This is a genomic window from Streptomyces sp. NPDC104814 (assembly GCF_055583185.1).
The window spans coordinates 116,241-142,660 of sequence record NZ_JBVJOL010000015.1 but is presented as its reverse complement, the minus strand read 5'-3'; the positions used below and the strand labels follow the sequence as shown (position 1 = coordinate 142,660).

27 protein-coding genes and 8 pseudogenes are annotated in these 26,420 nt (G+C 68.9%); 13 read left to right on the top strand and 22 right to left on the bottom strand.

Features of this window, described 5'->3' with window-relative positions; translation table 11 throughout:
* Positions 1–119 precede the first annotated feature (119 nt).
* A complete protein-coding gene (locus tag ACZ64A_RS34700) occupies positions 120–587 on the top strand; it encodes a polymorphic toxin-type HINT domain-containing protein (RefSeq protein WP_469815912.1) in 468 nt (155 codons plus the stop codon).
* Here the strand turns inward: ACZ64A_RS34700 and ACZ64A_RS34695 are convergent.
* On the bottom strand, positions 481–867 hold the full coding sequence (locus ACZ64A_RS34695; protein WP_469815911.1) for a hypothetical protein: 387 nt from the start codon (positions 865–867) through the stop codon (positions 481–483). The genes ACZ64A_RS34700 and ACZ64A_RS34695 overlap by 107 nt on opposite strands.
* Positions 868–1,103: 236 nt before the next feature.
* Positions 1,104–1,274 carry a hypothetical protein gene (locus tag ACZ64A_RS34690; RefSeq protein WP_469815910.1) on the bottom strand — a complete coding sequence of 57 codons (171 nt, stop codon included), beginning with the start codon at positions 1,272–1,274 and terminating at the stop codon, positions 1,104–1,106.
* Between the two features lie 233 nt (positions 1,275–1,507).
* On the opposite strand from ACZ64A_RS34690, the gene ACZ64A_RS34685 reads away from it, so the two are divergent.
* Both ACZ64A_RS34685 and ACZ64A_RS34680 read left to right on the top strand, forming a co-directional pair.
* Positions 1,508–1,711, top strand: a complete 204-nt coding sequence (locus ACZ64A_RS34685) for a cold-shock protein (protein WP_014670069.1) — start codon at positions 1,508–1,510, stop codon at positions 1,709–1,711.
* Positions 1,712–1,783: 72 nt separating this feature from the next.
* Positions 1,784–1,888 (top strand): annotated as a pseudogene (locus ACZ64A_RS34680) (transposase); the annotation flags it as partial.
* A 245-nt stretch (positions 1,889–2,133) separates the two neighbouring features.
* Here ACZ64A_RS34680 and ACZ64A_RS34675 read toward each other — a convergent pair.
* Positions 2,134–2,238: a hypothetical protein gene (locus tag ACZ64A_RS34675; RefSeq protein WP_469815909.1), complete on the bottom strand. Its 105-nt coding sequence runs from the start codon at positions 2,236–2,238 to the stop codon at positions 2,134–2,136.
* Between the two features lie 50 nt (positions 2,239–2,288).
* On the opposite strand from ACZ64A_RS34675, the pseudogene ACZ64A_RS34670 reads away from it, so the two are divergent.
* Positions 2,289–2,448 (top strand): annotated as a pseudogene (locus ACZ64A_RS34670) (IMP dehydrogenase); the annotation flags it as partial.
* A 20-nt stretch (positions 2,449–2,468) separates the two neighbouring features.
* Here the strand turns inward: ACZ64A_RS34670 and ACZ64A_RS34665 are convergent.
* Entirely contained in the window at positions 2,469–3,011 is a 543-nt protein-coding gene (locus tag ACZ64A_RS34665; protein ID WP_469815908.1) for a DUF4232 domain-containing protein, read from the bottom strand.
* Positions 3,012–3,470: 459 nt separating this feature from the next.
* Between ACZ64A_RS34665 and ACZ64A_RS34660 the strand changes: the two genes are divergently transcribed.
* A complete protein-coding gene (locus ACZ64A_RS34660) occupies positions 3,471–3,884 on the top strand; it encodes a VOC family protein (RefSeq protein WP_469815907.1) in 414 nt (137 codons plus the stop codon).
* A 392-nt stretch (positions 3,885–4,276) separates the two neighbouring features.
* Here ACZ64A_RS34660 and ACZ64A_RS34655 read toward each other — a convergent pair.
* Both ACZ64A_RS34655 and ACZ64A_RS34650 read right to left on the bottom strand, forming a co-directional pair.
* Positions 4,277–4,405, bottom strand: a pseudogene (locus tag ACZ64A_RS34655) (class F sortase); the annotation flags it as partial.
* Between the two features lie 379 nt (positions 4,406–4,784).
* On the bottom strand, positions 4,785–5,006 hold the full coding sequence (locus ACZ64A_RS34650; RefSeq protein ID WP_469815906.1) for a hypothetical protein: 222 nt from the start codon (positions 5,004–5,006) through the stop codon (positions 4,785–4,787).
* A gap of 583 nt (positions 5,007–5,589) precedes the next feature.
* Here ACZ64A_RS34650 and ACZ64A_RS34645 point away from each other — a divergent pair.
* Positions 5,590–7,737, top strand: coding sequence for an MMPL family transporter (locus ACZ64A_RS34645; RefSeq protein ID WP_469815905.1), 2,148 nt, complete (start codon positions 5,590–5,592; stop codon positions 7,735–7,737).
* A 245-nt stretch (positions 7,738–7,982) separates the two neighbouring features.
* Here the strand turns inward: ACZ64A_RS34645 and ACZ64A_RS34640 are convergent.
* The 6 genes and pseudogenes from ACZ64A_RS34640 to ACZ64A_RS34615 all read right to left on the bottom strand — a co-directional run.
* A pseudogene (locus ACZ64A_RS34640) lies at positions 7,983–8,408 on the bottom strand (alpha-hydroxy-acid oxidizing protein); the annotation flags it as partial.
* Between the two features lie 26 nt (positions 8,409–8,434).
* Positions 8,435–10,084 carry an amidohydrolase gene (locus ACZ64A_RS34635; RefSeq protein ID WP_469815904.1) on the bottom strand — a complete coding sequence of 550 codons (1,650 nt, stop codon included), beginning with the start codon at positions 10,082–10,084 and terminating at the stop codon, positions 8,435–8,437.
* Between the two features lie 8 nt (positions 10,085–10,092).
* A complete protein-coding gene (locus ACZ64A_RS34630) occupies positions 10,093–11,364 on the bottom strand; it encodes an amidohydrolase (protein WP_469815903.1) in 1,272 nt (423 codons plus the stop codon).
* The gene (locus ACZ64A_RS34625; RefSeq protein ID WP_469815902.1) at positions 11,361–12,599 is read right to left on the bottom strand and encodes an MFS transporter; all 1,239 of its coding nucleotides are present in this window, start codon (positions 12,597–12,599) and stop codon (positions 11,361–11,363) included. The genes ACZ64A_RS34630 and ACZ64A_RS34625 overlap by 4 nt, the downstream gene beginning before the upstream one ends.
* Positions 12,600–12,701: 102 nt before the next feature.
* Positions 12,702–13,502, bottom strand: a complete 801-nt coding sequence (locus tag ACZ64A_RS34620; RefSeq protein ID WP_469815901.1) for a class II aldolase/adducin family protein — start codon at positions 13,500–13,502, stop codon at positions 12,702–12,704.
* 242 nt (positions 13,503–13,744) lie between these two features.
* Complete coding sequence (locus tag ACZ64A_RS34615; protein ID WP_469815900.1) at positions 13,745–14,674, bottom strand: LysR family transcriptional regulator; 930 nt, start codon at positions 14,672–14,674, stop codon at positions 13,745–13,747.
* 29 nt (positions 14,675–14,703) lie between these two features.
* On the opposite strand from ACZ64A_RS34615, the gene ACZ64A_RS34610 reads away from it, so the two are divergent.
* Positions 14,704–15,720, top strand: a complete 1,017-nt coding sequence (locus ACZ64A_RS34610) for a dihydrodipicolinate synthase family protein (protein ID WP_469815899.1) — start codon at positions 14,704–14,706, stop codon at positions 15,718–15,720.
* Between the two features lie 216 nt (positions 15,721–15,936).
* Here ACZ64A_RS34610 and ACZ64A_RS34605 read toward each other — a convergent pair whose 3' ends face one another.
* On the bottom strand, positions 15,937–16,386 hold the full coding sequence (locus ACZ64A_RS34605) for a DUF2625 family protein (RefSeq protein ID WP_469815898.1): 450 nt from the start codon (positions 16,384–16,386) through the stop codon (positions 15,937–15,939).
* A 308-nt stretch (positions 16,387–16,694) separates the two neighbouring features.
* Between ACZ64A_RS34605 and ACZ64A_RS34600 the strand changes: the two are divergent.
* Positions 16,695–17,503: pseudogene (locus ACZ64A_RS34600) on the top strand (IS5 family transposase).
* Positions 17,504–17,723: 220 nt separating this feature from the next.
* Here the strand turns inward: ACZ64A_RS34600 and ACZ64A_RS34595 are convergent.
* From ACZ64A_RS34595 to ACZ64A_RS34580, 4 genes and pseudogenes are all read right to left on the bottom strand, one after another.
* Positions 17,724–18,119, bottom strand: a complete 396-nt coding sequence (locus ACZ64A_RS34595; protein WP_469815897.1) for a hypothetical protein — start codon at positions 18,117–18,119, stop codon at positions 17,724–17,726.
* 588 nt (positions 18,120–18,707) lie between these two features.
* Positions 18,708–18,848 (bottom strand): hypothetical protein, encoded by a 141-nt coding sequence (locus tag ACZ64A_RS34590; RefSeq protein ID WP_469815896.1) that lies wholly within the window; start codon positions 18,846–18,848, stop codon positions 18,708–18,710.
* A gap of 454 nt (positions 18,849–19,302) precedes the next feature.
* Positions 19,303–19,572 (bottom strand): hypothetical protein, encoded by a 270-nt coding sequence (locus tag ACZ64A_RS34585; protein ID WP_469815895.1) that lies wholly within the window; start codon positions 19,570–19,572, stop codon positions 19,303–19,305.
* A 443-nt stretch (positions 19,573–20,015) separates the two neighbouring features.
* Positions 20,016–20,333: pseudogene (locus ACZ64A_RS34580) on the bottom strand (transposase family protein); the annotation flags it as partial.
* On the opposite strand from ACZ64A_RS34580, the gene ACZ64A_RS34575 reads away from it, so the two are divergent.
* From ACZ64A_RS34575 to ACZ64A_RS34565, 3 genes are all read left to right on the top strand, one after another.
* Complete coding sequence (locus tag ACZ64A_RS34575; RefSeq protein WP_469815923.1) at positions 20,217–20,687, top strand: thioredoxin domain-containing protein; 471 nt, start codon at positions 20,217–20,219, stop codon at positions 20,685–20,687. The pseudogene ACZ64A_RS34580 and the gene ACZ64A_RS34575 overlap by 117 nt on opposite strands.
* Before the next feature lie 713 nt (positions 20,688–21,400).
* Entirely contained in the window at positions 21,401–21,583 is a 183-nt protein-coding gene (locus tag ACZ64A_RS34570; RefSeq protein ID WP_469815894.1) for a ubiquitin-like domain-containing protein, read from the top strand.
* Positions 21,584–21,764: 181 nt separating this feature from the next.
* On the top strand, positions 21,765–22,166 hold the full coding sequence (locus ACZ64A_RS34565; RefSeq protein WP_469815893.1) for an SRPBCC family protein: 402 nt from the start codon (positions 21,765–21,767) through the stop codon (positions 22,164–22,166).
* Positions 22,167–22,290: 124 nt separating this feature from the next.
* Here the strand turns inward: ACZ64A_RS34565 and ACZ64A_RS34560 are convergent.
* Together ACZ64A_RS34560 and ACZ64A_RS34555 are read right to left on the bottom strand one after the other, a co-directional pair.
* A pseudogene (locus ACZ64A_RS34560) lies at positions 22,291–22,625 on the bottom strand (transposase); the annotation flags it as partial.
* A gap of 350 nt (positions 22,626–22,975) precedes the next feature.
* Positions 22,976–23,146: a hydrophobic protein gene (locus ACZ64A_RS34555; RefSeq protein ID WP_469815892.1), complete on the bottom strand. Its 171-nt coding sequence runs from the start codon at positions 23,144–23,146 to the stop codon at positions 22,976–22,978.
* 139 nt (positions 23,147–23,285) lie between these two features.
* Here ACZ64A_RS34555 and ACZ64A_RS34550 point away from each other — a divergent pair, with 139 nt between their 5' ends.
* Positions 23,286–23,459 carry a CsbD family protein gene (locus ACZ64A_RS34550; protein ID WP_469815891.1) on the top strand — a complete coding sequence of 58 codons (174 nt, stop codon included), beginning with the start codon at positions 23,286–23,288 and terminating at the stop codon, positions 23,457–23,459.
* Between the two features lie 720 nt (positions 23,460–24,179).
* Positions 24,180–24,557 (top strand): hypothetical protein, encoded by a 378-nt coding sequence (locus ACZ64A_RS34545; protein ID WP_469815890.1) that lies wholly within the window; start codon positions 24,180–24,182, stop codon positions 24,555–24,557.
* A gap of 80 nt (positions 24,558–24,637) precedes the next feature.
* On the opposite strand, the pseudogene ACZ64A_RS34540 reads toward ACZ64A_RS34545, so the two are convergent.
* The 3 genes and pseudogenes from ACZ64A_RS34540 to ACZ64A_RS34530 form a co-directional block, all read right to left on the bottom strand.
* A pseudogene (locus ACZ64A_RS34540) lies at positions 24,638–24,781 on the bottom strand (non-reducing end alpha-L-arabinofuranosidase family hydrolase); the annotation flags it as partial.
* Positions 24,780–25,496, bottom strand: coding sequence for a hypothetical protein (locus ACZ64A_RS34535; RefSeq protein ID WP_469815889.1), 717 nt, complete (start codon positions 25,494–25,496; stop codon positions 24,780–24,782). The pseudogene ACZ64A_RS34540 and the gene ACZ64A_RS34535, both read right to left, overlap by 2 nt.
* 169 nt (positions 25,497–25,665) lie before the next feature.
* Positions 25,666–26,322 carry a TetR/AcrR family transcriptional regulator gene (locus ACZ64A_RS34530; RefSeq protein ID WP_469815888.1) on the bottom strand — a complete coding sequence of 219 codons (657 nt, stop codon included), beginning with the start codon at positions 26,320–26,322 and terminating at the stop codon, positions 25,666–25,668.
* Positions 26,323–26,420 lie beyond the last annotated feature (98 nt).

Sequence of the window (26,420 nt, the reverse complement as noted above, 5' to 3'; positions counted from 1 at the left end):
CGCTCCCGGGCGTCGCACAGCAGCACCGGGGCGTACCCGGGCAGCGCCAGGGCGTCCCGTGTCTCCTCGGGCGGGAAGGGTGCCGGCCGTGGAAGCCGTTGGCGGGGAACACGAAGGGAATGCCGCGGACCGCGACCGCCAACCACCCGTTCTTTGTCCAGGGCCGCGGCTGGATCGACTCGTTCCAGCTCACCCCGGGCTCGCGCCTGGCCAACCCGACCGGGTTCGCACCCACGGTCACGGCCACCAGCCGCACGCAAGCGATCCGTACCGTCCTCGACCTGACCGTCGCCGGCAGCCACACCTACTTCGTGACCACCGACGGCCGGTCGGCGCTGGTCCACAACTGCGCCCATGAACGTCGGGGCGGTCAGAATCTCCTGACCGCCCCGACGCGTAGCTGCGTACGCCGACCGTCAGGCATCAGGCCTCGGGCGGCCCGGCCTCGGGCATCAGGCATCAGGCATCAGGCATCAGCCGTCAGCAGAACTCCTCGACATACAGCAGAATGCGGCCGTCCTCGGAGCGGAACTCGTACGCCTGGTACGTCCATGTCCCCGACCCGGCCGTGTCGAGTCCGTCCTTGATCAGCGCCCACGCAGCCTCGCGCTCCACTCCCGGCACGGGCCGCAGCACCTCTCCGGCCCCCTCCCCGACGATCACCTCGTCCGCGCCCCGTACGAGCCGCTTGACCAGCCGGACGTCCAACGGCCCCCGGCTCTTCGTCCACAGACAGCCCCGCTCGTCGACAAGCTCACCCGAACTCGCCGGGGAGCGCCCGCCCTCCACCGGACCGGACCCTTCCTCGGCTTCCATGGCGGCCACCACGTCGGCGAAGCCCTTGTCTGACGTTCGCTTCTTCGGCATGAGACCAGTGTGACCGCCGACGCGACGCGTACGGTGATCGGTTTCCGGCGGCCACGGCAGTGACGTCACCCGGCTGATCCGGCTCCTTAAGCCGTGCCATCACTTGGTGCAGGCGCTGCCGGTGGTCGGCCGATCCTCGACCTCGTCATGCGGGATCCAGTCCTTGGGCGGCCGGGGCCGATCGGCCCGCTGCATGCACACACCGTTGGACACCGGCTGCGCCGCCACCACCGCTGTCAGGCCCGCGTCTGCCTCCCTGCGACCGCGCCGGCCACCCCGCCACGCTTGGTGCCTTCCGCCACCTCCTCAACCGCCGACAGCGTCCTCGCCAGAGCGTGCGGAATCAGGGAGGCAGCCAGCTTCGTCAGCACCCCGTCCGCGTCACGCAACCCCTCGTCCACCCTCATGAACCTTCGGTACCCGAAGTCAGCCCTTCGTTCCGGGCCGGATGCTGGCGCGTTTTCGCTGGCGGCTTCCGTCATGCCGTTATAGCGTTGTGATCAGCAGTCGTGGTTCCGAAGTTCCGTTCGCCCGTGATCGCCGTCACGGGCGTTCTTGCTGTTCAGCGCTCTCCGGACCAGGGCGATCACCTCCCGGTCGCGCAGGGTGCGTGCCCGGTTTCCCCTCGAAGGAGACAGTCATGGCCAAGGGCACAGTGAAGTGGTTCAACAGCGAGAAGGGCTTCGGCTTCATCGAGCAGGAGGGCGGCGGCCCCGACGTCTTCGCCCACTACTCCAACATCGCCAGCCAGGGCTACCGTGAGCTGCAGGAGGGCCAGAAGGTCGAGTTCGACGTCACGCAGGGCCAGAAGGGCCCGCAGGCGGAGAACATCCGCCCCGCTTGATCTCGCGCCTCGGTAAGGGCCCGGCATCCCGGCTTCGGGACGCCGGGCCCTTGCCGGCGGCACAGACCTTTTGGCACCTACCGCTGGGTGGTCGAGCGAACCATCACCTGGCTCCACGGCTTCCGGCGCCTGCGGATCCGCTGGGAACGACGGGCCGACATCCACGAAGCGTTCCTCAGCTCGCCTGCTGCCTGATCACCCACAACTCGACTCATTGTGTTGGCCGTTGGCGGGCGGGCACGCATCCGTTGCCGTACCGTCGCCAGCGGCTCGAGAGAGCGGGCGAAGGGGGCGGCCGAGACGTTGACGTAACCGCACTCCGCGGTGACCGGGTCCACGGCCCACAGCGCGCCGAGGACGTTCGGCTCGCCGACGTTACTGGATCGAGAGCATGCGGGTCGCTGGGTCACGTGGTCACGTGGTCACGTGGGAAAGTCGCCGGCGCGTCCGCGTTTCAGCAGGTACTTGGGGATGTAGCCGGACTCCACTTCGATGGGCACACCACCGTCGAAGGCGAGGCAGGTCATGGCCAGCGGGCCCAAGGCGACGAGTCCGCTGACCTGCGCGGTTGAACGGCGTCCGCCGCTTCCTGCGCGACCTGATCGACCGCGTGCTGTCCGGCGGGATCCAGCCGGGCAGGTCTTCGGGACCTCACCTCACCCTGCCTCTGGACCAGGTCGCCGGGCCACCGGGCGATGGACGAGCGCCGCGCGGTCAAAGCTTTCCTTGAGCCCTGACCGCGCGACCGCGGGGGGAGTTACTGTCCGACCGGGTTGAGGTAGGTGCCCGGGTGGGTAGCACCGTCCTGCTTGAGGATCTGCCCGCCGAACGGCCACTGCAGGGTGAAGTGCTTTGTCTCGTTCGGCGGGGTGACCAGGAACGTCGCGGGGACGAACTTCTTCGTCTGCGGTGTGGACCTGGCAACGGGGAGCAGGTTGATGCTGAAGTCCGTCGTGTCGCCCCGTCCCAGGGTGATCTTCGTGGGCCTCTTGGAGGAGCGCACGAGAGACCAGGTGCCGTCGGTCCTCTGGGCGCCGACCATGTCGACACCGGCGAAGCCGGACAGGGTGCAGGTGCGGTTGCTCTTGTTGGTGAACCAGATGAACGCCTGTGTCTGCTTCCCGGTCCGCCCCATCTCCGGCTTCGCGTCGTCCCCGGTCGCGAAACCGGCCTTCAGGTCGGCGGTGTGACAGCGCGTCGGCGCGGTCGTGGCGGTGGCGGCCGAGGCCGGGACGGCGGCGACGGCGGTTCCGGCGGCGACAATCGCCGCAACGGCCACGGCGGTCATTTTGGTCTTCATGACGTGTTCGGTTCCCCTCGAATACGACTCGGTGCGCGAGGTCAGTGCGCACCCACGCACCAGTAGACGCTCGATGTCCGGCGAAGGTTTCGTTGCGCCGGGCATCCTTTGACCTGGCCAGAGGTTGTCCCCCAGCAGGCCAAGTCTCTGGAGAGCGCCAGGTTGTGGAGCCGGGCGATGCCGAGCATCGCTTGGTGAACGCCGTGGCCCTCGGGTCGGCGGTCCGCCGCGTCTCGTACAAGGTGAAGGGCCTGCCTGCCCAGGTTCGACCAGCAAGCGCAGCCGTGGACCTTTCAGAGCGGCGCGTGGAAGTACGACGCCTGCTGACCGTCGCCGCTCATAGTCCAGTGCGACTTCGTGATCTTGCATGGACGAGGCTGTTCGTCGCGTCCGCTCTTGCCGGACCGGTGTGGAAATCAGGTCGCCAAACGTGGGAGCCGATTACTACGGTGTGGCGCCATGCCCCTGCAGATGAAGCTGACCGCGATAACACTTGACTGTGCCGACCCCGAGGCGCTGGCCGCGTTCTATCAGCATGCCACCGGGTTCGAGCTTCACCCCAAGTCGGACGGCGATTTCGCTGGTCTCACTCGCGAGGACGGGCTCTTCATCGGCTTTCAGCGGGTTGATGACTACCGGGCTCCGCAGTGGCCCGACCAGACCGCGCCGCAACAATTGCACCTTGACTTCGCGGTTGACAACCTGGATGAGGCCGAGGCCCTGCTGCTGGAGCTGGGCGCGACCAAGCCGGAGTGCCAACCGGGGGGCGACAGGTGGCGGGTTCTCACCGACCCGGCCGGTCATCCCTTCTGCCTGACCAGGAGCCGAGCTGTGCCGCAGCCTACGCTCGATCAGCCGCACACTTCGGTGTGACCTTGCGATCGCGTCCGACCCGCGCGACGGCTGGAACGGCCATCGCGTGATCATCGGAGGTTGTGTGGACTCCCGAATGAAGATCGTGCGATGGCCGCGGGCCACAGCACGGACGCCGCCTGTTGGCGGGCGCTGTTCGACCGGGCCATGGCCCGGATCGCGGGCCGGTTTCGACGGGTGGAACCGCGGGCGACCGCCCGCCCAAGGCGTCACAGGAGCTCACGGGCCGGCGCCCATCGCCTGAGCGTGGACAGCGCCATCCAAAGGGGAACACCCAGTACTGGGCGCGGGCGGGCGAGCGGTGCCCCGTTGCCCTCCCGGCCTGCCCACAGGGGCGCAGGGTGGCGTCCCCGGGTGAAGGAACCGCTCCTGGAGGGCATGGGGATCCCGGCTCACCGTCCTGACAGGCGGGCGTAGATGATGATGTTGTCGGGTCGGTGACCGTGGACGATGTCACCGCCGCAGGTGATCAGGCGCAGTTCTGGGTCCCTTGTCGTGCCGTAGACCTTCTGGGCCGGGAATGCCTTCCAGGGGGACCTAGAAAGGCTCAATCGCTCTGAGGCGTAGTCTTCGATTCTTCGCGAGTGCGGGGCCGTTCCGACTCGTCCTCTTCGGCGGCCAGGTCGGCTTCGTCCGAAGCGCCACTGTTCCACGCGACGGGTGGTGTCGGCGCCGTGATCGTCTGCGGTTCGTCGGAACCCGGGCGGACGCTCGGCTGGGAGCCCGGTGCGTGGGATGTCTGCGCTTCATCATCGGAGTTCGTCATGGAGTCTGTGTTCCCGTCGTTCTCGATCCAATCCCCTCATCGCTCTCCGGCACCCGGATCACCGACCGCAGCACCTCGAGCAGCGGACACTGCAGCGCCCCGGACGCAAGCGGATCCGAGGCGCTGCTGTTTGATCAGGCTTCGACGTACGCGACGATCGTGATCGACCTCAAGGCGGTGACGTAGGAGATCACGCGGACAAGCAGGGTGCCGGGGCACCCCTCCAGGACCGAGGCGAGGGTGTCGACCTTCGCGCGCTGGTCGGCCGCGTACGCACGGACCGATTCGGCGGCGTGCTCATCGAGGGGCTGGCGGGCGGGCGCGGGGGACGACGAGCCCATGTCCGAGGTCGACACGGTTCCCGAGGAGCTACCTCCGCGCGCTCGGGGACGACAGGTGGCATGGTGGTGGGGCTCCCGCTGTGTGGGAGCTACCCCGACCTGGGCGAGGATCCCGAGAGCGAGATGCGCCGCCGCATCATCGACCAGGTCTTGGAAGCCAGTGCCCGGATGAATAACGGCGCCACCGGAGAAGAACCACCGCCACCGACGAAGCCGAAGGCGAGGAATAGGCGCACTACGGCGTCCCCGTCGCTGCTGATCAGCTGCGCGCTGGACTCCCGCTCGGCCGGCCTGGCATACGCACTGCGAGTCCTTGGCCAGTCATACGCCGAACACCCCACCTACCAGCAGGAACGGCGCCCACAGCGCCTCGAAGAGACAGTCCCTGGGGCATGCCGGTGAAGTCCCGGAAGTGCGCCGACCGCCTGGACCCGGTCGTCGAGCCCGATCCGCCTCCGCCGGAGAACGGCAGCCGTCCCCGATCGGCCCTGGGCGACACGGCACCGGATCGCACCAGAAGCTATCGATTTACTTAATAGTGGAGAAAGGGTGTATAGCGCTAAAATCCCGCAACCTACAACGTGGGGAGGGCCCGGGCATGCGGCGGTGGGCCGAGTTCGTTCTGAGGCATCGCAAGGCGGTAGTGGCGTTCTGGGGACTGGTGCTCGTCGCCGGCATCCTCCTGGCCGGCCGGACGACGCACCGGCTGACGATCGACTTCTCCCTGCCCGGCCAGCCCGGCACGGTGACGGCCCACCGCATCGAGCGCGCCTTCGGCAGCGGCGGTGACACGAACCCCTATCTGGTCTCGGTCACACTCCCCGCGGGAGAGACGGTCACCGGTCATGAGCAGGACGTCGGGCGGGCGTTCGCAGCCGCCGGCACAGCCGCCCCCGGCCTACGGGTGATCGACGAGGCGAACACCGGGGACAAGGCGTTCCGAACGAAGGACGACCGCACGGCCTACGCCCTGGTCTTCTACCGCTTCAACCCGTCACCCAGCCAGAGGCTGCTCACCGATCCCATCCGGTTGGCGGCGCAGCACGCCGTGCCGGCGGGGTCAGCGGTCGGCGTGACGGGGGAGGACGTGCTGGCCTCCGGCGGCAACAACGGAGGTGGCCCGGGCGTCCTCGGGGAGACACTTCTCGGCGCCGTCGGCGCTCTGGCCGTACTCGCCTTCGTGTTCGCATCCTTTTTGGCCCTGCTGCCGCTGGTGGTGGCCGCGGTGTCGATCCTCGCGACCTTTGTGATGCTGTTGCCGCTCACCTACGCGACGGATGTGTCGTTCATCGTGCAGTTCCTGGTCGCCCTCATCGGCCTGGGCGTGGCGATCGACTACTCGCTGCTGTTCGTCACCCGCTGGCGCGAGGAGCGCGACCACGGCCGGGACAATCGCGACGCGGTCGTCGTCGCGATGGAACACGCCGGGCACGCCGTGCTGTTCAGCGGCGTCACCGTCGCGATCGGCCTGCTGGCGCTGGTCGTCCTGCCGGTCCCGTTCATGCGGAGCATGGGCTACGGCGGAGCCCTGATCCCCCTGGCGAGCGTGCTGACGACGCTCACGCTCACCCCGGCGATCCTGGGCGGCATCGGACCGAGAGTCGACTGGCCGAAGATCCGGCACGAGAACCGGGCCAGCCGCTTCTGGACCCGGTGGACCACTGCTGTGGTACGACGCCGCTGGATCGCCGCCGCGACCGCGCTGGCCGCACTCTTCGCACTGACCGGAGTCTTCCTCGGCGTCAAGATCGGTCTCGCCTCGTCCGAGTCACTGGCCAAGAGCGGCCCGGCCTACGAGACCCTGCAGACCCTGGAGCGCGGCGGTGTTCCAACCGGCGTTCTGACGCCCATGGAGGTCCTGGTCCGCACCGACCAGGCCCGCACGGCCGCCGCCAAGTTCGCCGGCATCGACGGTGTGAGCAGCGTGTTCGTGCCGTCCGGACCGGCCGGCAACCGCGCCGGGCAGAGCATCGTGGTCGTCATCCCCGACCACGAGACCGTGAACTCCAAGAGCGTCGGCGTGGTCAAACGGGTCAAGACCGCCGCGGACGGTCTGCCCGGCGTCCTCGGTGTCGCGGGCGTCGGCGCGGCACAGATCGACTTCCTGCATGCCGTCTACGGCAACTTCCCGCTGATGCTCACCATCATCGCCCTGCTGACGTACGTCCTGCTGGTGCGCGCATTCCGCTCCCTGCTGCTGCCTCTCAAAGCGGTCCTGCTGAACCTGATCTCCCTGTCGGCGACCCTCGGCGTGATGGTGATCTTCTGGCAGGACGGGCACGGCTCCGACGCGGTCTTCGGCATCGCGGCCACCGGCGCGATCACCTTCTGGATCCCGCTGATGGTCTTCGCGTTCCTGTTCGGACTGTCCATGGACTACGAGGTGTTCATCCTCTCCCGCATTCGAGAGGAGTACGACACCGGCCGCTCCACCGACGCCGCCGTGATCGAGGGCCTCGGCCGCACCGGCCGGCTGGTCACCAGCGCCGCGCTGATCCTCTTCCTCGCCTTCGCCGCGCTCGCCTCCGGCCCGGGCACCGATCTGAAGACGCTGGCGACGGGTCTTGGTATCGGCATCCTCCTGGATGCGACCATCGTGCGGATGTTGCTGGTTCCGTCGCTCGTCTCGCTGTTCGGCCCGTGGAACTGGTATCTGCCCAGCCGGGCGGCCCGCCTGCTGCGGGTGGCCCCGTCGCATGCGCACCCGGAGACGGTGACGCCCACGGCGCAGCGGCGTACGGGCTGACCGCGCCGGAGCAGTCGGCCGCCGGTGACGGCTGGCGCTGTTGCGCCCCGCAGCGGCGTACGGGCTGACCGCGGCGGAGCAGTCGGCCGCCGGTAACGGCTGGCGCTGTTGCGCCCCGAAAGGACCCCTGATCGCCATGTCCTGGCGCAGCCGCACGAACCGGACCGGGTGGCGCCATGCCCCGCGCTCCCGCGCCCTGTGGACTGCGATCTCGGCGACCAGGCCCGGCTCGACCAGTGTCACGGCGGGTCGGCGGAGAGGGTCGAGGCGATCATGGGTACGCCGGTGCGGGCGGCGGCGCGTGCGGTAGCCAGGTCGCCGTGTCCGTCGCGGGCGCAGATGCCCAGGACCCCGACCGGGGCCATGAACAGCGGCGAGGGCAGCTTCAGACCAAAGAGGTCGACGGAGAGGTCACGCTGGTCCGCGCCGACGAGCATGCGCGGGACGAGGCCCCAGTGCGCGAAGGCCGCTCGGTTGGCGTTCTGTGTGTGCTCGTCGCCCGCTCCACCGGCGACGTACGACCACACGGCCGGTGGCATGGCGTGCCGGGCTCGCTCCTCCCATTCGGCGAATTCCATGGGGTGTTCCGGGACGACGCCGGACAGTCCGTCGAGGTAGATCTCGTTCTGATAGGCGGCGTAGGGCTCTTGTGGCGCTGTCGGGTGGGGCATGGTGAGAGGGCCATCCTGTCTGGCGGTCAGGACCAGGTCTGTCGTCCGCCGAGGTACGTGGCAGTCACGGCGACCTCCTCCTGGAAACGGTCAGGGTTCGCGGTGCGTGGGTCCGTGGTCAGGACGACGAGGTCGGCGCGCATTCCGGCGCGGAGCATCCCGATCTCGTTCTCCAGGTGCAGTTGCCAGGCGGGGGCGGTGGTGACGGCGTGCAGGGCCTCCTCGACGGTGAGGCGTTCGTCGGGCCCGTGGACCCGGCCGCTCGGGTGGCAGCGGCGCGTGATCGCGGTGGCGACGCTGGAGAGCGGGTCGGTGGGCGAGCAGATGCCGTCGTTGTGGAGCGAGACACGATGGCCGGCGTCCACGGCGGACCGTGCGGCCATCCAGCGAGAGGCGACGTCCGGGCCGAACAGGTCGTCGGCCAGTACGTCTCCCCACCACCGCACGTGGTCCATGAACAGGCTGACCGTCGCGCCGAGCCGGGCGGCACGACGGTACTGGTCCGCTGTGACGGCGCCGCAGTGTTCCAGGCGCGGTCTCAGCGCGCGCAGCCCCTCGGAAGCGGCGGCCGCCTTCTCGTAGGCGGCCAGGACGGTCTCGAAGGTGACGTCCCCGTGCACATGGCATGCCACAGGGAAACCTTGGGCCGTGAAGGCGGAGGCGAGGTCGGTGAGTTCGTCGGGCCCGTAGTTCATGGTGCCGTGGGCGCATCGGTCGAGGCCGATACGTGCGGTGGCGTCGTTGCCCTGGAAGGGGAAGCTGGTGGCGATGCTGCCCTGCCAGGGGGTGCCGTCGGCCCACAGCTTCATGCCGGAAACACCGAACATCTCGTGTGCGGGGGCGTGTCCGGCGAATTGCCGGTCGGGGTCGGCGGCCAGGTCGGGGGTGCCCATGATGTAGGCGCGGACCCGCACGTCGGCGTCCGGCTGTTCGGCGGCGGCGCGCAGGGCGGGCAGCAGGCGGGGTTCGGCGGCCATCTCGGTGACCGTGGTGATGCCGACCCGCGCGTGCCGGCCGAAGGCCCAGCGCAGGGCAGACTGGACATGGTCGGCGTCCAGGCGGTCCTCGGCGACGGTGTTCATCAGCGCGATGACGGCCGCGCTCTCGTGGGCCTCACCGGTGGGTTCGCCGTGGGCGTCGCGGACGAAGCGGGCACCGGGCGGGTCGGGCGTGGCCGCCGTGATCCCGGCGGCACGCAGGGCGGGGGTGTTCCCGTAGGCCGCGTGGCCGCTGTTGGAGACCACCACGAGCGGGGCGTGCGGGCTGATCTCGTCGAGCAGCGCGCGGGTGGGCAGGGCGAGATCGCGTTGGAGCAGCAGGTCGATGCCGTAAGCGCCGACCGGCCGGCCCGGTGCTGCGGCGACGGCCGTGCGGATCGTGTCGTAGACCTCGCGTCCGGTCGGCACGGTGAAGGGTCGGACGTCCAGGGCGGGCGGGGCGAGGGCCAGGCCCATGAGGGTCGGGTGGCCGTGGGCCTCGATGAACCCGGGCAGCAGGGCCTGTCCTTGGAGGTCCACGACGTCGGTGCCGGGACCGCGCAGGGCGAGTACGTCGCGGACGGCGCCCACGGCGGTGATGACGCCGTCGCGCACGGCGAGGGCCTCGGCATCGGGAGCGGCGGGGTCCATGGTGAGGATTGGGCCGCCGGTGAAGATGCGTTCGGGAGTCTGGGCCATGGGTGCGCTCACTTCCCCTCGGGGTTCAGCCATGCCGCGGCTGCCAGCAGCAGATGACGCACGCCAAGCTCGACGGCCGACTCGGGGGTCGGTGCGAACAGCGGGGAGTGATTGTGGGGGATCTGCGACGGGATCCCGTCCGCCTTGAGGTCGACGCTCCGGAAGGCGGACGGGTCGAGTCCGCCGAAGATCCAGTACACCGAGGGGGCGCCGAGGCCGGTGCCGAAGGCGCTGAAGTCCTCGCTGCCCGTGAGGGGATGGTCGAGGTCGATAACGCGCTCAGGTCCGAGGGCTGCCCGGAAGGCGTCCTGAACGGTGGCCGTCGCATCGGCGTCGTTGAGGGTGGGCGGCATGCGGTTGATGACGCTGATCTCCGGTTCCTTCGGCGCTGCCGAAGCTGCGGCCTCGGCGCGCACGATCCGCTCGACGGCGTCAAGGAGCTGCCGGCGCATCGCGGCCGTCGTGCTACGAATGTTGACCGTGAGCTCGGCAGTGTCCGCGATGACGTTCTCGCGGGTTCCGGCGTGCAGCGAGGCCACGGTGATGACGGCCGACTTGTCCGCTGCCACCTCCCGGGCGACCACCGTCTGCAGGCGCATCACGGTCGCGGCGGCCATCACCACCGGGTCCACGCCGGCCTCTGGCGTCGCCCCGTGCCCGCCCCTGCCGTGCAGGCGTACGGCGAGACTGTCCGCGGCAGACATGATCACACCGGGGCGGATACCGACCAGCCCCGCGGGGGCCGGAGCCACGTGCTGGGCAAGGCAGACATCGGGGCGGGGGAAGCGCTGGGCGAACCGGTCCGCGACCATCGCAGGGGCCCCGCCGACCTCCTCCGCGGGCTGGAACACGGCCACGACCGTGCCCTGCCAGGCGTGCCGGTTCGCGGCAAGCAGGGCGGTCGCGCCGAGCAGGCAGGTGACGTGCACGTCATGGCCGCAGGCGTGCATCACGGGCACTTCCTGGCCAGAGGCGTCCGTCGCGGTCCGGGTCGAGGCGTAGGGCAGACCGGTCGCCTCCTGTACCGGCAGCGCGTCCATGTCGGCCCGCAGCAGGACGACCGGTCCGGTCCCCGAGGTGAGGACCCCGACCACGCCCGTGCCCCCGACGCCCTCGGTCACGGTCCAGCCCTGCTCCCGCAGTCGGGCCGCGGCGATCCCGGCGGTGCGGAACTCCTGGTGCGAGAGCTCGGGATGGGCGTGCAGGTCACGGTAGAGGTCCAGGAGCGCGGGCAGTTCACGGTCCAGGCCGTCGAGGAGAGCGGTGGGTACGGCGGTCATGATGACTCCTTTGCCGTGGGGAGGGGGACGGGCGGCGCGGGCCGGTGGAGTTTGGCAGTGAAGGACTCCGTGTCCTGCGGAGTGAGCATGGCGAGTACGGCCGCGATGACCGGACCGATGGCGAGGAGGGCGAAGGCGGCTTCGAAGGAGACGGCGTCCGCGATCACGCCGAGCGTCGGGGGCACGACCATGCCGGCAACCTGCCCGCCGAAGACGATGACGGCACTGCCGACGCCGACCTTTTCGGGGGCGAGGCTACGCAGTGGCACGGCGAAGACCGGCATGTAGCACAGGGTGGCGGCGAAGACGGCGACCGTGCCGCAGACGACGGCGCCCGCGATGCTGGGCGAGAGCGCCATCAGGCACAGGGCGGGTGCCGCGACCGACATGGCGGGCACGATCACCTTGCGGTGGTGTCCCTCGAACCGGTCGCACAGCCGCCCGCCCAGCAGCGTGCCCACCGCGCCGGCGAGGGAGGGCACCGCCACGAGGGCGCCTGCGGAGGTGAGGGAGAGCCCGCGTTCGGTGCTGAGGTAGGTCGGGATCCAGGTGCTCAGCCCCCACATGAGAGCGGAGTAACCGAAGAGCATCAGGGAGAAGCGCCACAGCACGCGCATGCGCAGGATGCCGCCCAGCCCGACGCCGCCCGCGGCGGTCGGCGTGCCCTTGGGCCGCTCGAGCGGGGTCGGCAGCCACAGCTGCACCGCGAGATAGACGAGAATGCCCACCCCGGCGGAGAGGAGGAAGGCCCAGCGCCAGCCGACCACCGCCGCCAGCGGTGGAACGGCCAGCGGCGCGGCGACGGATGCGAGGGTGTTGGAGCTCATGACCAGTCCGTGCGCGCCCATGCGCTCGGCGACCGATGTCCGCTCCACCAGGGCCTTCATGGAGGCGGAGGGGAAGATGCCCTCGGCCGCCCCGAAGGCGAAGCGCACCAGCAGCAGGGCGCTGAAGGACCAGGCGAGGCCGGTGAGCGCGGTGAAGAGCGACCAGGCGAGCAGCGCCCAGCAGGTGATCCGCTTGGCGCCGAACCGGTCGGCCAGTATGCCGCCGGGTATCTGGACGGCGGCGTAGGCGACGAAGAAGACGGACACAATCAGCCCTTGACGGCCGAGGTCGAGGTCGAACTCCTCACCGATGGTCGGGAGGATCACGGAGATGGCGAGCCGGTCGACGTAGTCGATGAACCAGGCCGCGAACAGCAGGACGACGGTGGTCCTGACCGGCTTGCTCATCTTCGGCCGCGACACGGCTGAGGGGGAACGGAGGAAGGGCACGGTGGTCCTCTCTGAGATTGCCGCGACAGTGCCGGGGCTCTGCGATCCGTGCTCCGTCGGTCAGTCGAAGAGGTCCGGCTGCTCCTCGGTGATCTGGTCCCACAGGGGCCGGAGCTGGAACCATCCCGACAGCGGGCTGCCGATCTGCTCACGTACCTGGAGCGCGGTCTCCCGGTCGATGAGGAACGGAGTGCCGGCCGCCATGGCCAGCAACTGCGCCTGACAGGAACGCTCCATGGTGATGAACCACCAGGCGGCCTCGGCGACGGTCCGGCCGACCGTCAGCAGCCCGTGGTTGGCGAGGATGACCGCCTTGTGAGGGCCCAGCGCTTCGCCGATCCGCCGGCCCTCCTCCGTGTCGTTGACGACGCCGCGGAAGTCCTCGTAGAGACCGTGATCCTCGAAGAACGCACAGGCGTCCTGAGTGAGAGGGTCGAGGCGGCGGCGCAGGGCCGAGAACGCCTTGCCGTGCACGGAGTGCGCATGCGCCGCGGCGACCGCGTCGGGGCGGGCCCTGTGGACCTCGGAGTGGATGCAGAACGCGGCGCGGTTGACCGGGTGACGGCCCTCGACGACGTTGCCGGCGTGGTCGACCAGCACGAGGTCCGAGACCCTGACCCGGCTGAAGCTCATCCCGAAGGGGTTGACCCAGAACCACTCGGGATTCTCGGGGTCGCGCGCGGTGATGTGGCCCGCGACCCCCTCGGCGAACCCGAGCTTTCCGAAAAGCCGGAACGCGGCGGCCAGTTCCTGCTTGCGGTGCAGCCGCTCCTCCTCCACCGAGTCGAAGTCGGGCGGGAGCATCGCCTGGAACCCGGGGGGCACGGGTCCGACGCCGATGTGCGGTGCGGTAGTGGACAACGCGGCACTGCGTAGTCCCGCAGGGCACCTTGGGAACGGTACCGCCACTGTGCAGGTGTTCACCCGAGGCGGCGCGAGCACACGCCCATCCGGCGCGACGGCAGATGCCAGCGGCACCAGCAAGATGCCAACCTGGCACAGCGCAGCTCTCACGCGCGGCGGGCACGACGCTCGGCATACGGAACGTGCAGCAGCTCGCCGCCCGCTTTGACTGCATAAGTGTCTCTGGTTCCCGTCCCTGCCTAGGAGGCACTGCCCGTGGTGCGCACCGCTGTTCGCGCCGCCGCCACAAAGGCTGCGATCGCCGGGTGGGTGCCGCCGCCCGCCCGGAAGGCGACTCTCGACCGGCGGAAGAGCGGCAGCGGGGTCAGGATCACGCCCTCGGGGGCGTGCGCGGTGGCCATCTCCGGTACGAATCCTGCACCTTGCCCGATGGCGGCCAGTGCCAGGACCGTACGGAAGTCGTTGACCTGGTGGCGGATGCGCGGCTGGAAACCGGCCGCCAGACAGGCTCGTACGGCCATCGCGTGGCCGGTCGTGCCGTCCCGGGCCGTGATCCATGGGGACGTGGCCCACGGTCCGAGCAGCTCCGCCAGCGTGTCGCCGTGGGCGGTGGGACCGGTCACGGACGCTCTGTCGGCGGCGCCGGTGGCCAGGTACATCGACTCGTCCAGCAACGGCACTTGGTCGATCGTGCTGTCCGGTGACGCGGGCACGAAGTCGTAGTCGTGGACGAGGGCCACGTCGAGTTCGCCGGCGCGCAGACCGTCGGAGACTCGTGCCGAGTCGATCTCCTGCAGCATCGGTTCCAGCGCGGGATGCCGCCGGGCCAGTTCGGCCAGCGTGGCGGGCACGATCGCGGGGCCACCTGAGGGAAAGGTCCCGATCCGCAGCGGCCCGCCGATGCCCTCGCGTGCCCCGGCCAACTGGGAGACCGCCAGTTCGAGGCGTTCGAGGACGGCGTCGGCGTGGGTGACGAGGGTGCGGCCCGCAGGCGTGAGCACCACCCTTCTGCCACTTCGTTCCAGCAGGGGCACGCCCGCCTCGCGCTCAAGCACGCCCAGCTGCTGGGAGACGGCTGAGGCCGTGAAGGACAGTGCCTGGGCGACGGCCGCGATGGTGCCGCGTCGTTCCAGTTCGCGCAGCAGGTGAAGACGTCGAACATCGAGCATAAGTTGATCTTAGGTGTGAGTGTAGAAACATGAGCTGGATCTACTGGGTTTGGGGCGGTCAGGCTGGGTGCATGAAGCCCGAAGCGAATCTCTCCGGCCTGTTCGTCCCCTTGGTGACTCCGTTCACGGACGACCTGCGCCTCGACCCGGACGCGCTCGCCTGCCTCGCCCACGAGGCGTTGTCGGCCGGCGGCGCTCGCGGACTCGTCGCTCTGGGCACCACCGCGGAAGCGGCCACGCTGACCACCGAGGAGAAGCAGGCCGTGGTCCGCATCTGCTCGGCCGCCTGCCGGGCCCATGGAGCTCCGCTTGTCGTCGGCGTCGGCACCAACGACACCGCCGCCGCCATCACGACAGTGCAGGAGCTCGCTCAGAGGGGTGACGTCACCGCGGCGCTGGTACCCGCGCCGCCCTACACCCGGCCTGGTGAGGCGGGAACGCTGGCGCACTTCACGGCACTCGCCGAACACGGTGGCCTGCCGCTGGTCGTCTACGACATCCCGTACCGCACTGGCCAGACCCTCAGCACCACCACGCTGAACGCACTCAGCCGCCTGCCGGAGGTCGTCGGGGTCAAGTACGCGACCGGTGCGATCGACGCGACCGCGATGGAACTACTCGGCTCGTCGGCGCCAGGCTTCGCGGTGCTCGGCGGCGATGACGCCGTCATCTCGCCGCTGCTCGCGGCGGGCGCCCGCGGCGGCATACTGGCGTCGGCCAATGTCCGCACCGCTGACTACGCCGAGCTGATCTCCCTGTGGCAATGCGATGCCGCCGGACCGGCCCGCAGGCTGGGGGCCGAGCTGGCCCGGCTGTCCGCCGCCCTCTTCGCCGAGCCGAACCCGACCGTGATCAAGGGGGTACTGCACGCCCAGGGCCGTATCCCCAGCCCGGCCGTCAGACTGCCGCTGCTGGCCGCCTCCGCCGACTCGGTCCGGCGGGCGGCGGAGCTGGCCACGCCCGGACCCACCAGGCCCGCCAAGAGGCCGTGGCCTGAACGACCGGGTCGGTCAATCACAGGGACCTGGCGACAGCTTCAACAATGAGATCGGGACGATGCCCGCATGACTGATGAGATCAGAGAGACATACCTGCAGGCTGCCGAGAAGGCGGTGCATCTGTTGGCCACAGAGCAGGTGGCCCGACGCTGGGGGAGCGAGTCCGTGCTCCCCGGGATGTCAGTGGGTGGGCTGGTCGGCCACCTCGCGCGGAGCGTCCTCCAGGTCTAGTGGTTCCTGGACGGGCTGGACGGGGCGGCCGATTCACACCGCGCCAAGATAGCCCGGATCAACGCCATCGAACTGCCGACATGAGTCCCGAGCGACGCCAAGCAGCTCCCTCGTGGATACGGCGCGGCGGCTGGTCGCGGAGACGTCCTGGCGCGCCTCGGCAGACCACGACGGTGGAAACAGCGACAGGCCCTGCTTACCGTCCAGCGCCCGGACCTCCTCGTGCCAGCCGGACCAGCGCAGATCAGCGTAGAACTCATCGAGTGCCCCGGCCACCAGCCAGGCCAGCCAAGTCGAGTGACCGACACCCAAAGCCTCCCAGCGCAGGGAATCTGGGGCGAAGTAGACAACCTCGCCGGGCTGGCCGGCACTGGCAGGAGCAGCGCCGTTGAGAGCGAAGACGCCGCCCAGCACGTCGTGCGCCAACACCAAGCCCGTCTCAGGCCGCCACGCCGGGTCGAAGGTTTCGGGGAACTGATTCACGCGAGCCAGGCTCGGCACCCCAAGGGCAGCCCCCACTCACGAGGCTGCCGAAGAAGACCCGCAGCCATCCGTCATCAACGAGCAGACCGCAGCAGTGCAGCGCCACCGCACCCAGGGCCGGTTCCTCGACATCAATCAGCTGGCTCAACTCACGCATGCCCGCATCGTCGCACCCACACTGTGCGTCCCAATCGGCAGGTCGCTTCGACGAGCCACCCGCCTATCGAGATGACCTCTTACTGATCATTTCAGAATGAGTTTGGCTCACTGGCTTGGCAGTTGGGCTGGTGGGCGGCAGAGTTCTGCGGGTGTCGGATGATCTTGTGCCTGATGATCTGTGGGATTGTGTCGCTCCGCTGCTCCCGCCTCGGCCACCGCGGCGTCGACGGTATCCGGGCCGGCTGCCGGCGGATGACCGTGCGGCTCTGCGCGGGATCGTCTATGTGCTGCGCGCAGGTGTCACCTGGGCGGACGTGCCGACCGAGGCGATCGGCTGCAGTGGGGTGACGTGCCGGCGGCGCCTGCGGGACTGGACCGAGGCCGGCGTCTGGCCCCGCCTGCACGAGATCCTCCTCACGGAACTCCGCAAGGCCGGGTTGCTGGACATGGAGGACGCCGCGGTCGACGGCTCGCATGTCCGGGCCTTGAAGGGGGCTCACACCGGAACTTCGCCGGTCGACCGCGGCCGCCGGGGCAGCAAGCATCATCTGATCACCGACCGGCACGGAACACCCCTCGCGGTGTCGTTGACCAGTGGAAACCGTCACGACGTCACCCAACTCATGCCCCCGCTGGACGCGATCCCCCGCATCCGCGGCCTGGTGGGCCGGCCGCGTCACCGGCCACGGCGGCTGTTCGCCGACCGTGGCTACGACTACGACAAGTACCGGCGGCTCCTCCGCGCTCGCGGCGTTCACGCCGAAGATAGCCCGCAAGGGCACCGCCCACGGATCCGGCCTGGGCAAAACCAGGTGGGTCGTCGAGCGGACCTTCGCCTGGCTCCACCAGTTCAAGCGCCTACGGATCCGCTACGAGATTACGAGCCGACCTCCACCTCGGACTGCTCCAACTCACCTGCAGCATCATCTGCTTGAGACGACTCCGGACCTCATTCTGAAATGATCAGTTAGCGCGACTGATCGTCTCGGACCTTACGGTCAGCAGGTCCACCCCGAGCCGGCTTCGTCGTCGCACCGCGGTGACGGCTCCATCGGGCAATCCGTGACAGCGAGGCCCGCGTCAGCCGTCGGCCGGCCGACCTCACTGCTGCCGTCGGAATGCTGAGCCGCGCAAGCACTCATGCCTCATGGACCGTGTCTGGCCCGGCTCAGGAACCCTTAGGGAGTGTGGACCACATCCATGGTGGTCACCTTCGCGCAGACCGCGAAGGCCTGAAGCGTGCCCGGGTTGTTGGGGTCGCTGTTCGTGGCGTACGCCCACCACGTCTCGTTACCGATCGGCCTGCTGGCCGCGAGGTTGTAGCGCTGGACGTACGAGTTACCGGCTTTCACCTCGGCGCCGCCGCCCGTGAGAACCTCCCCCGCCGGACACGTGGCCGAGGCCGCCGCATCACCGGCGTAGCCGTTGCCGGGCGATACGGGCAGCGTGACGACCTTGCCCTCGACGATGTGCATCGTTCCCGTGCCGGCAGCGGTCGCGAAGCCGGACGGACCGACCAGCATCACCGCAGCCGCTGTTGCCACCAGACCGCATTTCACGGCGCGCTTGACCATTGAAGCCTCCATACGTCCGTGGCGAGAAGGGAGAGCCCCCTCCGCTCGATGACCATGCTCGCGCCAACCATGACCGACACGCCCGAATGGAGAAGAGAACGGCTCTTTCCATGGAATCAGCAGGAAATCCCGCTTAAGTCTCCAATTGAGTGGGGATCCTTACACGTCGTCCGGACATCTCCACCGGACGGCAGTCGTAACCCCCTGCACGCAGGGAGCATCAGGCAGGGCACGCGTGAACATCCCAACCTCTGCGGACGCGAATGAGCCCCGGCCTTCGCAGCTTCTGGGGCTCACAGCGTTGTCGACGCCCCTGCGAGTGGTAGAACTCGTTCATCCGCGCGGCCACCCCCTGATCCTGCACGGGCCGGCGCTTCCGCCACGGTCGCCATCCACCTCGCAACATCCGCACAGCATGACGGGCAGTCGAATACGTCGTCCAGGTCTGCCGGCCCTCGCCGCCCGGCCAAAACCGGTCTGCGACTACAGGTCGAGGACGGCGCGCAGCGCCTGGTCCACGCGGGCCATGGTCTCGGCGGGGACCTGGCCGCGGCAGGTCGCGCCCTCGAAGCGCGTACTGCGCAGCTGCTATAGGTTGACAGCGACGGCGGTCGCCGGAATGGGATCGCCCACCACGCCGGACATGGCGGTGTCGGGGTAGCGGCCCGAGGGGTGCAGGACGATCGCGAGTACCGCGCCGTAGGCCTCCTCGAGTCCGGTCAGGGACACGATTCGCACGTCGCGGCCGCCAGGAAGGCCGCGCCTCACGGCAGCGTGTCGCCTTCGTCAGCCAGGGCTCCTGACGATGTCATCCCCCTGCGCGGAGCGCCAAGGGCCTGGGGAGTGCCACAGAGTGGCGGTCACCGCCAGTGCGGAGCGCTGGCTCCCCAGGGCGGAGCCCTGGGATTGGCGGTCGGTGCCGCACCCCGCCCCGCCCACCCCGAAAAATGGGGCTGTGCTGCGCCCCGCGCGCGTGAAAGCGGCTGCTGTGTCGGGGGTATGGCTGCGCCTCAGGGGCGGTCAGAGGGGGCGCTGAGGCTGTCTTTCGGGTGTCAGGCTTCGCCGCCTGCTGCCATGTCGTGCTGCGCCTCGGCGACGGTGGGGTAGGCGCGCAGCAGGGTATCCATTCCGTCCGCCGCCCGGCAGGCCATCGGCCGGCACACCACCTACGCCGGCTGAGCACTCAATCCGCGCGCCGGAACACGATCAGGGCCCTGAAGATCGGGCTTGAGCCGCTGGCCTCAACGGCGAACGGGGAAACCTGCTCCAACGTCCAGCCCTCGTCTTCGAGGACTTGGATCACCGCGGAAAGATCATCCTCGATGTCCCCCGGCTCATGATTCGCGTACCCGGCCCATACGGCTCCGCTCAAGGGCATGCTGGCGGAGAACACACGCCACCCCTTCTTCCGCCGCTTCTGAGCAGCCGCCTTGATGAACTCGACGAGATCCACACCGCCCACCGACCGGCCCTCTCTCCGGACGAAACCGTGCCCGGCAGCATCCCACAGGGAACGACTCCGCGGGGCGTGCCAGGGACGATCTGCCGGTCCGGAGCAGGGGCTGCCCCGCGGGCTGGGAGGTCGGCCTGCGCCGTGCTGATGCCCTGAGCGGAGGTCCCGGGGCCGGTGCCAAGGGGCGTCGTCACAGCGCAGTTGAGCCGTCATCTGCCTGTCCTGTCGCGGGTGGCCCCTGGTCTCCACGGGGGTGGGGAGAGAGCAGGGGCCACTGGTGACAAGGCGGTCACCTTCAGGGTGCCGGTTGCGCCGCTCCGCTCATCGCCGGGCGGGGAGCGTGGCGCTTTTGCCTCTGCAGGTGCGCTCGACGCGCGGTGCCCTAAAGGGTGTTGCAGAAGGCCTGGTGGCGACGTGTCTGGGTGATGGCTGACCCTGCTGATTCACCCTGTCATGGCGAGGTTGTGCATGGTGGCGACGGCCTGGACGGCGTGGTGGAGGCCGTCGCCTTTCTGGCGGCAGTCGCGGAGGATCTTCCAGTTCTTCATGCGTGCGAAGGTGTGCTCGACGCGGGCTCGGACCCGGCGGTGTTCGGCGTTATCTTCCTCCCGGCCGCGCAGGAGGGGTCGTCCGGCTCGTCTGCGGTGCGGGACGATCAGGCCGGTACCCAGGTAGGCGCCGTCCGCGATCACCGTCGTCCCGGCCGCCGCGGCCGGCAGCTCCGACTCCCGCCAGACGTGGGCATCGGCCTTGTTTCCGGGGGGACTTCAGCAATTTCGCTCAGCCCCCTCACCAGCCTATGCCCGCGAGGCTCTCCAAGGGCGATATCCACCAAAGGAAGCCGGTCGGGTGACGTAGTGGCACACCGGGCGGCGGCCACCTACCGTCATCATCGCGTGCATGGAGACGCCTTACGCCTGTTACCTGCGACCGATCACACCGAGGTCGCGGTGGTGAAGCTGGACGTCGACGCGAACCAGGAGACCGCCGCTGCGTACAACGTCATCTCGATCCCGACCGTGAACGTCTACAAGGGCGGAGAGCTCGTCAAGACCATCGCTGGCGCCAGGCCCAAGGCCGCCCTCGAAAGGGAGTTCGCCGAATACTTCGCCTGAGGACCCAGCCCCGGAACGTCCGTCAGACGTCGACATGACATGACCGCAGCGCCATCGCGATACGCCAACCGCTGCCCCACACACAACATGGCAGCATTGGCCTGCGTGCTCGGCAGATGCCGTGTCGCGTCGACCATCGACGCGCACCCGGCGGCCTCCGCCTAGGGCGCTCCTTCCGGATCATGGTTCGGGCGGACTCGACCCTGTTGCCCGCACATCCATTGGCGAAATGGACGAAGCCGAGGCGAGCGGTCAGGTGTGGAGGGACGAGGTCCGAGCGCGTCCGACAGCTGAGCAGGATCGGGATGCCCTGGCCCGGCTTGTCGAGGTGGACGCAGACCCTTTCGAGGTTGAGCTGTACGAGCACGCTGCAGATCCCCAGGTGCTTTCGATTGATCGCGCCCAGAGGTCTCATGCTGGGCAATACGCCAGGCATGTGAAGAGACTTCGAGAGAGTCAGCAGCGCCAAGGAAGTTGAGCAGTAGCCTTCGGATCATCTGATCGGTTGCACTTCTTTCGGCTCACCTCGCCGTCCACCCGCCGTCTCCCCGTCGCAGGGGACGGGGCCCTCCCCCGGCCTCCCTTTGCACGCGAGATCGTCACTCGTGCGGATGTACCGACTGCGGAAATGATCACGCAGCTGCCGGGGCGCCGTAACTTCAGATCAGTGTGCAGTCAGCCGGCCTCACCTGACGGAAGAGGAGTCAGAAGCTATGAGCGATCACGAAAGCATCGGTGGGGCCGAGGACGACGGTCCGGTCGATGAGACGGGCATCGACCCCAAAGACATCGATCTGATCATGGCGCAAGTCAATTGCAGCAGGAGCAAAGCCGTCAAAGCGTTGCGTGAGTCCGGTGGGGACCTCATCAACGCCATCATGGCAGCCTCCGAATAGTGGCCGTGGGCCGTGAGCGCGCGCATGGGGCAGATTCCAGGAACGGCCTACTACGTAAAGTAAGGGATATGCGTAAGCCGATGGTGCTCCTGGTGGGCGTTGTCAACCCCAATTCGGACACGCTATGTGGTTGGCTGCCCACCCCGCCACCAGCAAACGAGCACCCCGGAGGGCAGCACACATGAGCCAGGCCACCACGGAACTGATCATCACGGCGGATCCGGAGGACGTCTTCGACGCGCTCGCGGACTACTCAGGCACCCGCCGGAAACTGCTGCCCGAGCACTTCAGCGACTACGAGGTTCGCGAGGGCGGCGACGGCAAGGGCACGCTGGTGCACTGGAAGCTCCGTGCCGCCAGCGTCCGGGACTGCCTACTGGACGTCGACGAGCCATCTCACGGCCAGTTGGTGGAGAAGGACCGCAACTCCTCGATGGTGACCACCTGGACCGTCACCCCGGCGGGCGAGGGGCGGGCCAGGGTCGTCGTCAGCACCACCTGGCAGGACACGGACGGACTCGACGGGCTCCGCCGCATCCACGACGCATTCCTCGACAACCTCGCCGAGCACGTGCAGAAGTGACGGAGCGCGGGGGAACACGGCCTCCGATCCGAGCGCTGAGCGGATCGGAAGATGGCGCATGGTTCGTTGCCGAGCAGCATCAGGCGCGTTTCTCGCCGGCGCCGCGCCAGGCACTGGGCACGAGTCCGGGCATGCGGTGGGTCTTGGGGACGGCCAGTGCGTAGCCGATGCCCGACTGCTCCAGCAGCCGTGGGAAGCGGTTGTCCTGACCGTAGGCGGACTCCGCGGTGACCCAGGTAATGGGCAGCGGCGACGCAAGGGCCCGCAACACCATGTGCCGGACCGGTTCGCCCTTGGTGGCGAACTCCGGCTCGTCGGGGACCCTTGCGGTGCGGCAGCGTTCCCGGTCCTCGGTCCAGGACTTCGGGAGGTAGAGCTCGCGGTCGAGAGGGCCCTGCCGCGGGTGGTGGCGTGGGCGGCGAAGACGCCGATCTGGCAGTTCCCGGTCCGGCCGGCGGTTTCCGGATGGGGCACCGGCCGGCCAGGTCGGATCTGGCGTGCGGGACCGGGGCCGGGCAGAGGCGTCGCCGGCGTCGTCCTGGAGGACGGCGGGCGGCAGATCGCCGTCCTCCGCAGTGGCGTCTCGGTCGCCGTGCGGGTGAGGCCGGGGGCGGGATTGCGACGTGGAGGTTGCGCGGGTTCCTGGCGCGCATGTCCGCCCCGCCCCCGACTGCACCACACCTACCCCGGATTCCCTTTCGGACCCCTTCGCGTGACGCGGCCGCCCGGCAATCCGCCGGACAAGCGGGCAGGGCCCGGCCGATGTCTCGGCCGGGCCCTGCCTGGGGGGATGGGTGTGCGGTGTCAGGTCACCATCGGTACCAGCGGCCGCGGCCGCCGCCTGCGTTGGTGGACCGCATCACGAAGCCGAGCAGCCACACCACCAGGACGACCAGCGCCACCCACCACAGGATCTTCAGGGCGAAGCCTGCACCGAAAAGGATGAGCGCCAGAAGCAGAACGAGCAAAAGGGGAACCATTGATATCGACCTCCTGACCGCCGTGTTCCCTGCATTGCTGTGCGCACTCCCCGCTGACGCCCTTGTTTGTGGCAGGAAAGCCGGGGCACGAGAGCGGTCACCGCAACAACGAGCACAGACTTCGAGGAGGCTGTCTTTCATGAGTGCCGGCGAGAAGGCCAAGGCGAAGACCGAGCAGGCCAAGGGCAAGGCCAAGGAGGCCGCGGGCAACGCCCTCGGCAACGACCGCATGGCCGCCGAAGGACAGGCCGACAAGAGCACCGGCGACGCCCGCCAGGCCAAGGAGAAGGCCAAGGACGTCTTCAAGCACTGACCCCCAGCCCTCAACTCAAGGGACCCGCAGGACAAGAGTGGGTGTCCGCCCGGCGCGCGGACACCCACTCATCTCTGCTGCCACCGGTCAGGTGATTCCCGCTCTCCGCGAAATGGCCGTTCGGGCGCCGAAGGCCGCCACGGTTCGTGCGGAAGCCCGGGCAGCGGCACCACGGGAGCGCCGTCCGCGCCGGGCGGTGCCGGGGTAGCTTATCCAGCAGAAAGCCCCGGACGAAGACGTCCGGGGCTTCCTGGTGCCGGGTCGCGCCTGTTACATCGGCAGGACGCCCGCGATGGGAGACAACAAGCCCAATGCGGGGTCGAGCGCCTGAGAAACGTGGCCCGGGCTGGCCGCTGAGGCCGCCAGCAACTGCCCTCTACCGGGGACTTAGCTCAGCGAGCAAGCTGTCAGCGGCCTGCCGGTATCGCCTGCTGAGATGGAAGTGCCTCCTCGTGCCGTCGTCCAACGTCACTGTCACCTGCATCGAGCGCGGACCTTGCTGAAGAGCGTGTCGTGGCCGGTCGAACCAGATGTCCCCGACGGATTGCGGTTCCCAGGAGAACAGCGCCGCCGGACTCTCCCGCTGCCTGATCTCGATGGCGCACAAGTACGCGCCGCACACCGCCGTGGGGCTCCACCTCACCTGCTGGGACTGGCAGACCAACACCCAAAGTTGCGTCAAGGACTACGCGAGCCTCGGGGCACGAAACGCCGACTTCCTTGGTCACCGACGTGTCGGACCGCGACGCAGGCTGGTATGCACAGCCGGCCCACGGCGGCCGTGACACCTTCTGGAGCGACCGGAAGGCCGCTGACTCGCTGAGGTTCTACAAGACGATGGCCGAGTCCGTGGGCAAGCCGGTGGTCCCGTGGCAGATCCCCGTGGGCAACATGGCGCAGAACAACACCGTCAACCATTACCGGGACGACAAGGTGGACTGGTTCTTCGCGCACATGGGCCAGGTGGCGAACGCGCATGTCGCCGGCCTGCTGTTCGGGCCAGGGCAGCAGGAACAGACTTCGGTCGAGACCGACGGCAAGAACCTGATCGACAAGACCATCGCCTACCACAACTCGGGCGGCGCAGCGCTCGAGTAGGCAAGGGTTTCCCCGCCCTGCGCGGAAGAGAGGAACCCCAGGCGACGCACGGCTGGGGTTACTCAGCGTGTGCTTGCGGGTCAGCGCTGCAGGGTGAGGAGACCCGGCCGCCACGGCAGTCGCTCGTAAGGGCCGCTCGCCGTCGGGGGCTTGCCCTGGTAGAGGAACTGCAGGTTGCAGGGGCCGATGGTCATGGTCTGGTCGGGGTTGTTGCGGACCAGGTCAGTGCAGGATGCTGACGGCTCGGGCGATCACGAGGAGCGAGGTGAACAGGGCGGAGACGCTCTGGATGCTCATCAGGAGCTTTGCGCGGGTGGACAGCGGCATCGTGTCGGTCGGGCTGAACGCCGTGGAGTTCGTGAGGGAGACGTAGAGGTAGTCCGCGAGGGTGGGGACCCAGTCCGATGTGCCGCTGGCGCCGTCGGCCACTTCCTGGATGGCGTCGTCGTTCTCGTCCTGCGAGAAACGGAAGTCCGCCAGGGGCAGGGCCGAGCGGGGGGCTTGGGTGCGGGTGACCGGGCCGCCGCGGTCCAGTTCCCAGTAGGCCAGGCCGAAGACGATGATGTTGGTGAGCCACACCTGCAGCGCCGCCACGAGCAGGGAGCGGCCGTCCTTCACCCCGGCGTACAGCAGTTCGTGGATCAGGATGACCAGCGCTGCCAGATTGCTGACGGCGATGAGCGCCACGAGCGTGAGGGACAGCACCCGGAACGTCTTCGTCTGCCGGGTCAGACGCTTGGGGTTGATCGCGATCAGCGGAACGAGCAGCAGGCACTCCAGGGCGGGCAGCACATAGCGCGGAGCGATCAGCAGCCGTTGCGGAAGGAACAGGTACAGGGCGATCGCGGCGAGCGTCGCGACGACCGCAGGCAGCCGAACTTCACCTCTGCGCTGGTGCCGGGGGTGTCTGGTGCTCGCCTCCGCACGCGTACGTGCCATATCGACTGGTCCTTCCGGTCGCCGCCACTGACAGCGCCACGACGTCTGCATCCTTTGCATCCTTCAGTGGTGCAGGCCACCGGGCACCTCCAGCATCTACCCCCAGTACCGCTCCCCCGCCCATGGTGAGGCTGTTGTTCCTACGGCAGCCGTGTGAGTCAGGGGCCTGTCAACGGCGCTGGTGTGGGCCGAGATTGTGCAGCACCTTGCCGAGCTGGTCGGCGGTGATGGCCGGCGTGGGCAGAGGGGGTGCGGCGGGGTGGGGGCGGAGGCCGTCGAGGAGCAGGGCGAGGGGGCGGTGCCAGGCGTCGGGGGTGAGTGTGGTGAGTGCGGGGACGGCTCTGCCCAGTGCTGCCAGGGCGAAGAGCAGGTCCTCGGTGGTGAGGTCCGCACGGATGGTGCCTTGTTCCTGTCCGCGCCGGAGCAGTTCGTCGATGGTTTCGCGGTTGTGGGCGTGGATCGCCTGTAGGGAGGTGACGCCTTCCAGGTTCGTGGTCATGAGGTCGTTGGTGCCGCGGTCCGCGGCCAGGCCCGCGAACACGGTGTGCAGGTACTGCGTCAGTGCCGTCCATGCGTCCTCGGCGGTGCGTGCCCGTTCACCTGCTTCCGCGGTCTCGGTGAGTGCGTCCTGGAAGACTGCGTCGACGAGCGCGGCGCGGGTCGGGAAGTGGCGGTAGAGGGTGGCGTTGCCCACGCCCGCCCGGCGGGCGATGACGTCGAGCGGGGCGTTGAGGCCTTGTTCGGCGAAGATTTCGCGGGCCGTGTCCGTCAGCTGTTTCCGGTTGCGCAGCGCATCGCGGCGCCCCGCCGGCGAACGGTCGCCCATCGAAGTCTCCCTCTTCTCGCCTCGTATCGGGGAGCGTTCCCCGGTACGGATGTTATCGTCGACCGCGTAAACGGGGACCGCTCCCCGCTTTGCTCGAC

Coding starts and splice junctions, on each gene's coding strand:
- ACZ64A_RS34535 (WP_469815889.1), bottom strand. CDS start 25,496: ATGGCACGTACGCGTGCGGAGGCGAGCACCAGACACCCCCGGCACCAG.
- ACZ64A_RS34625 (WP_469815902.1), bottom strand. CDS start 12,599: ATGAGCAAGCCGGTCAGGACCACCGTCGTCCTGCTGTTCGCGGCCTGG.
- ACZ64A_RS34550 (WP_469815891.1), top strand. CDS start 23,286: ATGAGTGCCGGCGAGAAGGCCAAGGCGAAGACCGAGCAGGCCAAGGGC.
- ACZ64A_RS34695 (WP_469815911.1), bottom strand. CDS start 867: ATGCCGAAGAAGCGAACGTCAGACAAGGGCTTCGCCGACGTGGTGGCC.
- ACZ64A_RS34675 (WP_469815909.1), bottom strand. CDS start 2,238: ATGACCTGCCTCGCCTTCGACGGTGGTGTGCCCATCGAAGTGGAGTCC.
- ACZ64A_RS34570 (WP_469815894.1), top strand. CDS start 21,401: ATGAGCGATCACGAAAGCATCGGTGGGGCCGAGGACGACGGTCCGGTC.
- ACZ64A_RS34660 (WP_469815907.1), top strand. CDS start 3,471: ATGCCCCTGCAGATGAAGCTGACCGCGATAACACTTGACTGTGCCGAC.
- ACZ64A_RS34700 (WP_469815912.1), top strand. CDS start 120: ATGCCGCGGACCGCGACCGCCAACCACCCGTTCTTTGTCCAGGGCCGC.
- ACZ64A_RS34610 (WP_469815899.1), top strand. CDS start 14,704: ATGAGCTGGATCTACTGGGTTTGGGGCGGTCAGGCTGGGTGCATGAAG.
- ACZ64A_RS34635 (WP_469815904.1), bottom strand. CDS start 10,084: ATGGCCCAGACTCCCGAACGCATCTTCACCGGCGGCCCAATCCTCACC.
- ACZ64A_RS34595 (WP_469815897.1), bottom strand. CDS start 18,119: ATGGTCAAGCGCGCCGTGAAATGCGGTCTGGTGGCAACAGCGGCTGCG.
- ACZ64A_RS34555 (WP_469815892.1), bottom strand. CDS start 23,146: ATGGTTCCCCTTTTGCTCGTTCTGCTTCTGGCGCTCATCCTTTTCGGT.
- ACZ64A_RS34630 (WP_469815903.1), bottom strand. CDS start 11,364: ATGACCGCCGTACCCACCGCTCTCCTCGACGGCCTGGACCGTGAACTG.
- ACZ64A_RS34615 (WP_469815900.1), bottom strand. CDS start 14,674: ATGCTCGATGTTCGACGTCTTCACCTGCTGCGCGAACTGGAACGACGC.
- ACZ64A_RS34665 (WP_469815908.1), bottom strand. CDS start 3,011: ATGAAGACCAAAATGACCGCCGTGGCCGTTGCGGCGATTGTCGCCGCC.
- ACZ64A_RS34690 (WP_469815910.1), bottom strand. CDS start 1,274: ATGAGGGTGGACGAGGGGTTGCGTGACGCGGACGGGGTGCTGACGAAG.
- ACZ64A_RS34565 (WP_469815893.1), top strand. CDS start 21,765: ATGAGCCAGGCCACCACGGAACTGATCATCACGGCGGATCCGGAGGAC.
- ACZ64A_RS34530 (WP_469815888.1), bottom strand. CDS start 26,322: ATGGGCGACCGTTCGCCGGCGGGGCGCCGCGATGCGCTGCGCAACCGG.
- ACZ64A_RS34685 (WP_014670069.1), top strand. CDS start 1,508: ATGGCCAAGGGCACAGTGAAGTGGTTCAACAGCGAGAAGGGCTTCGGC.
- ACZ64A_RS34645 (WP_469815905.1), top strand. CDS start 5,590: ATGCGGCGGTGGGCCGAGTTCGTTCTGAGGCATCGCAAGGCGGTAGTG.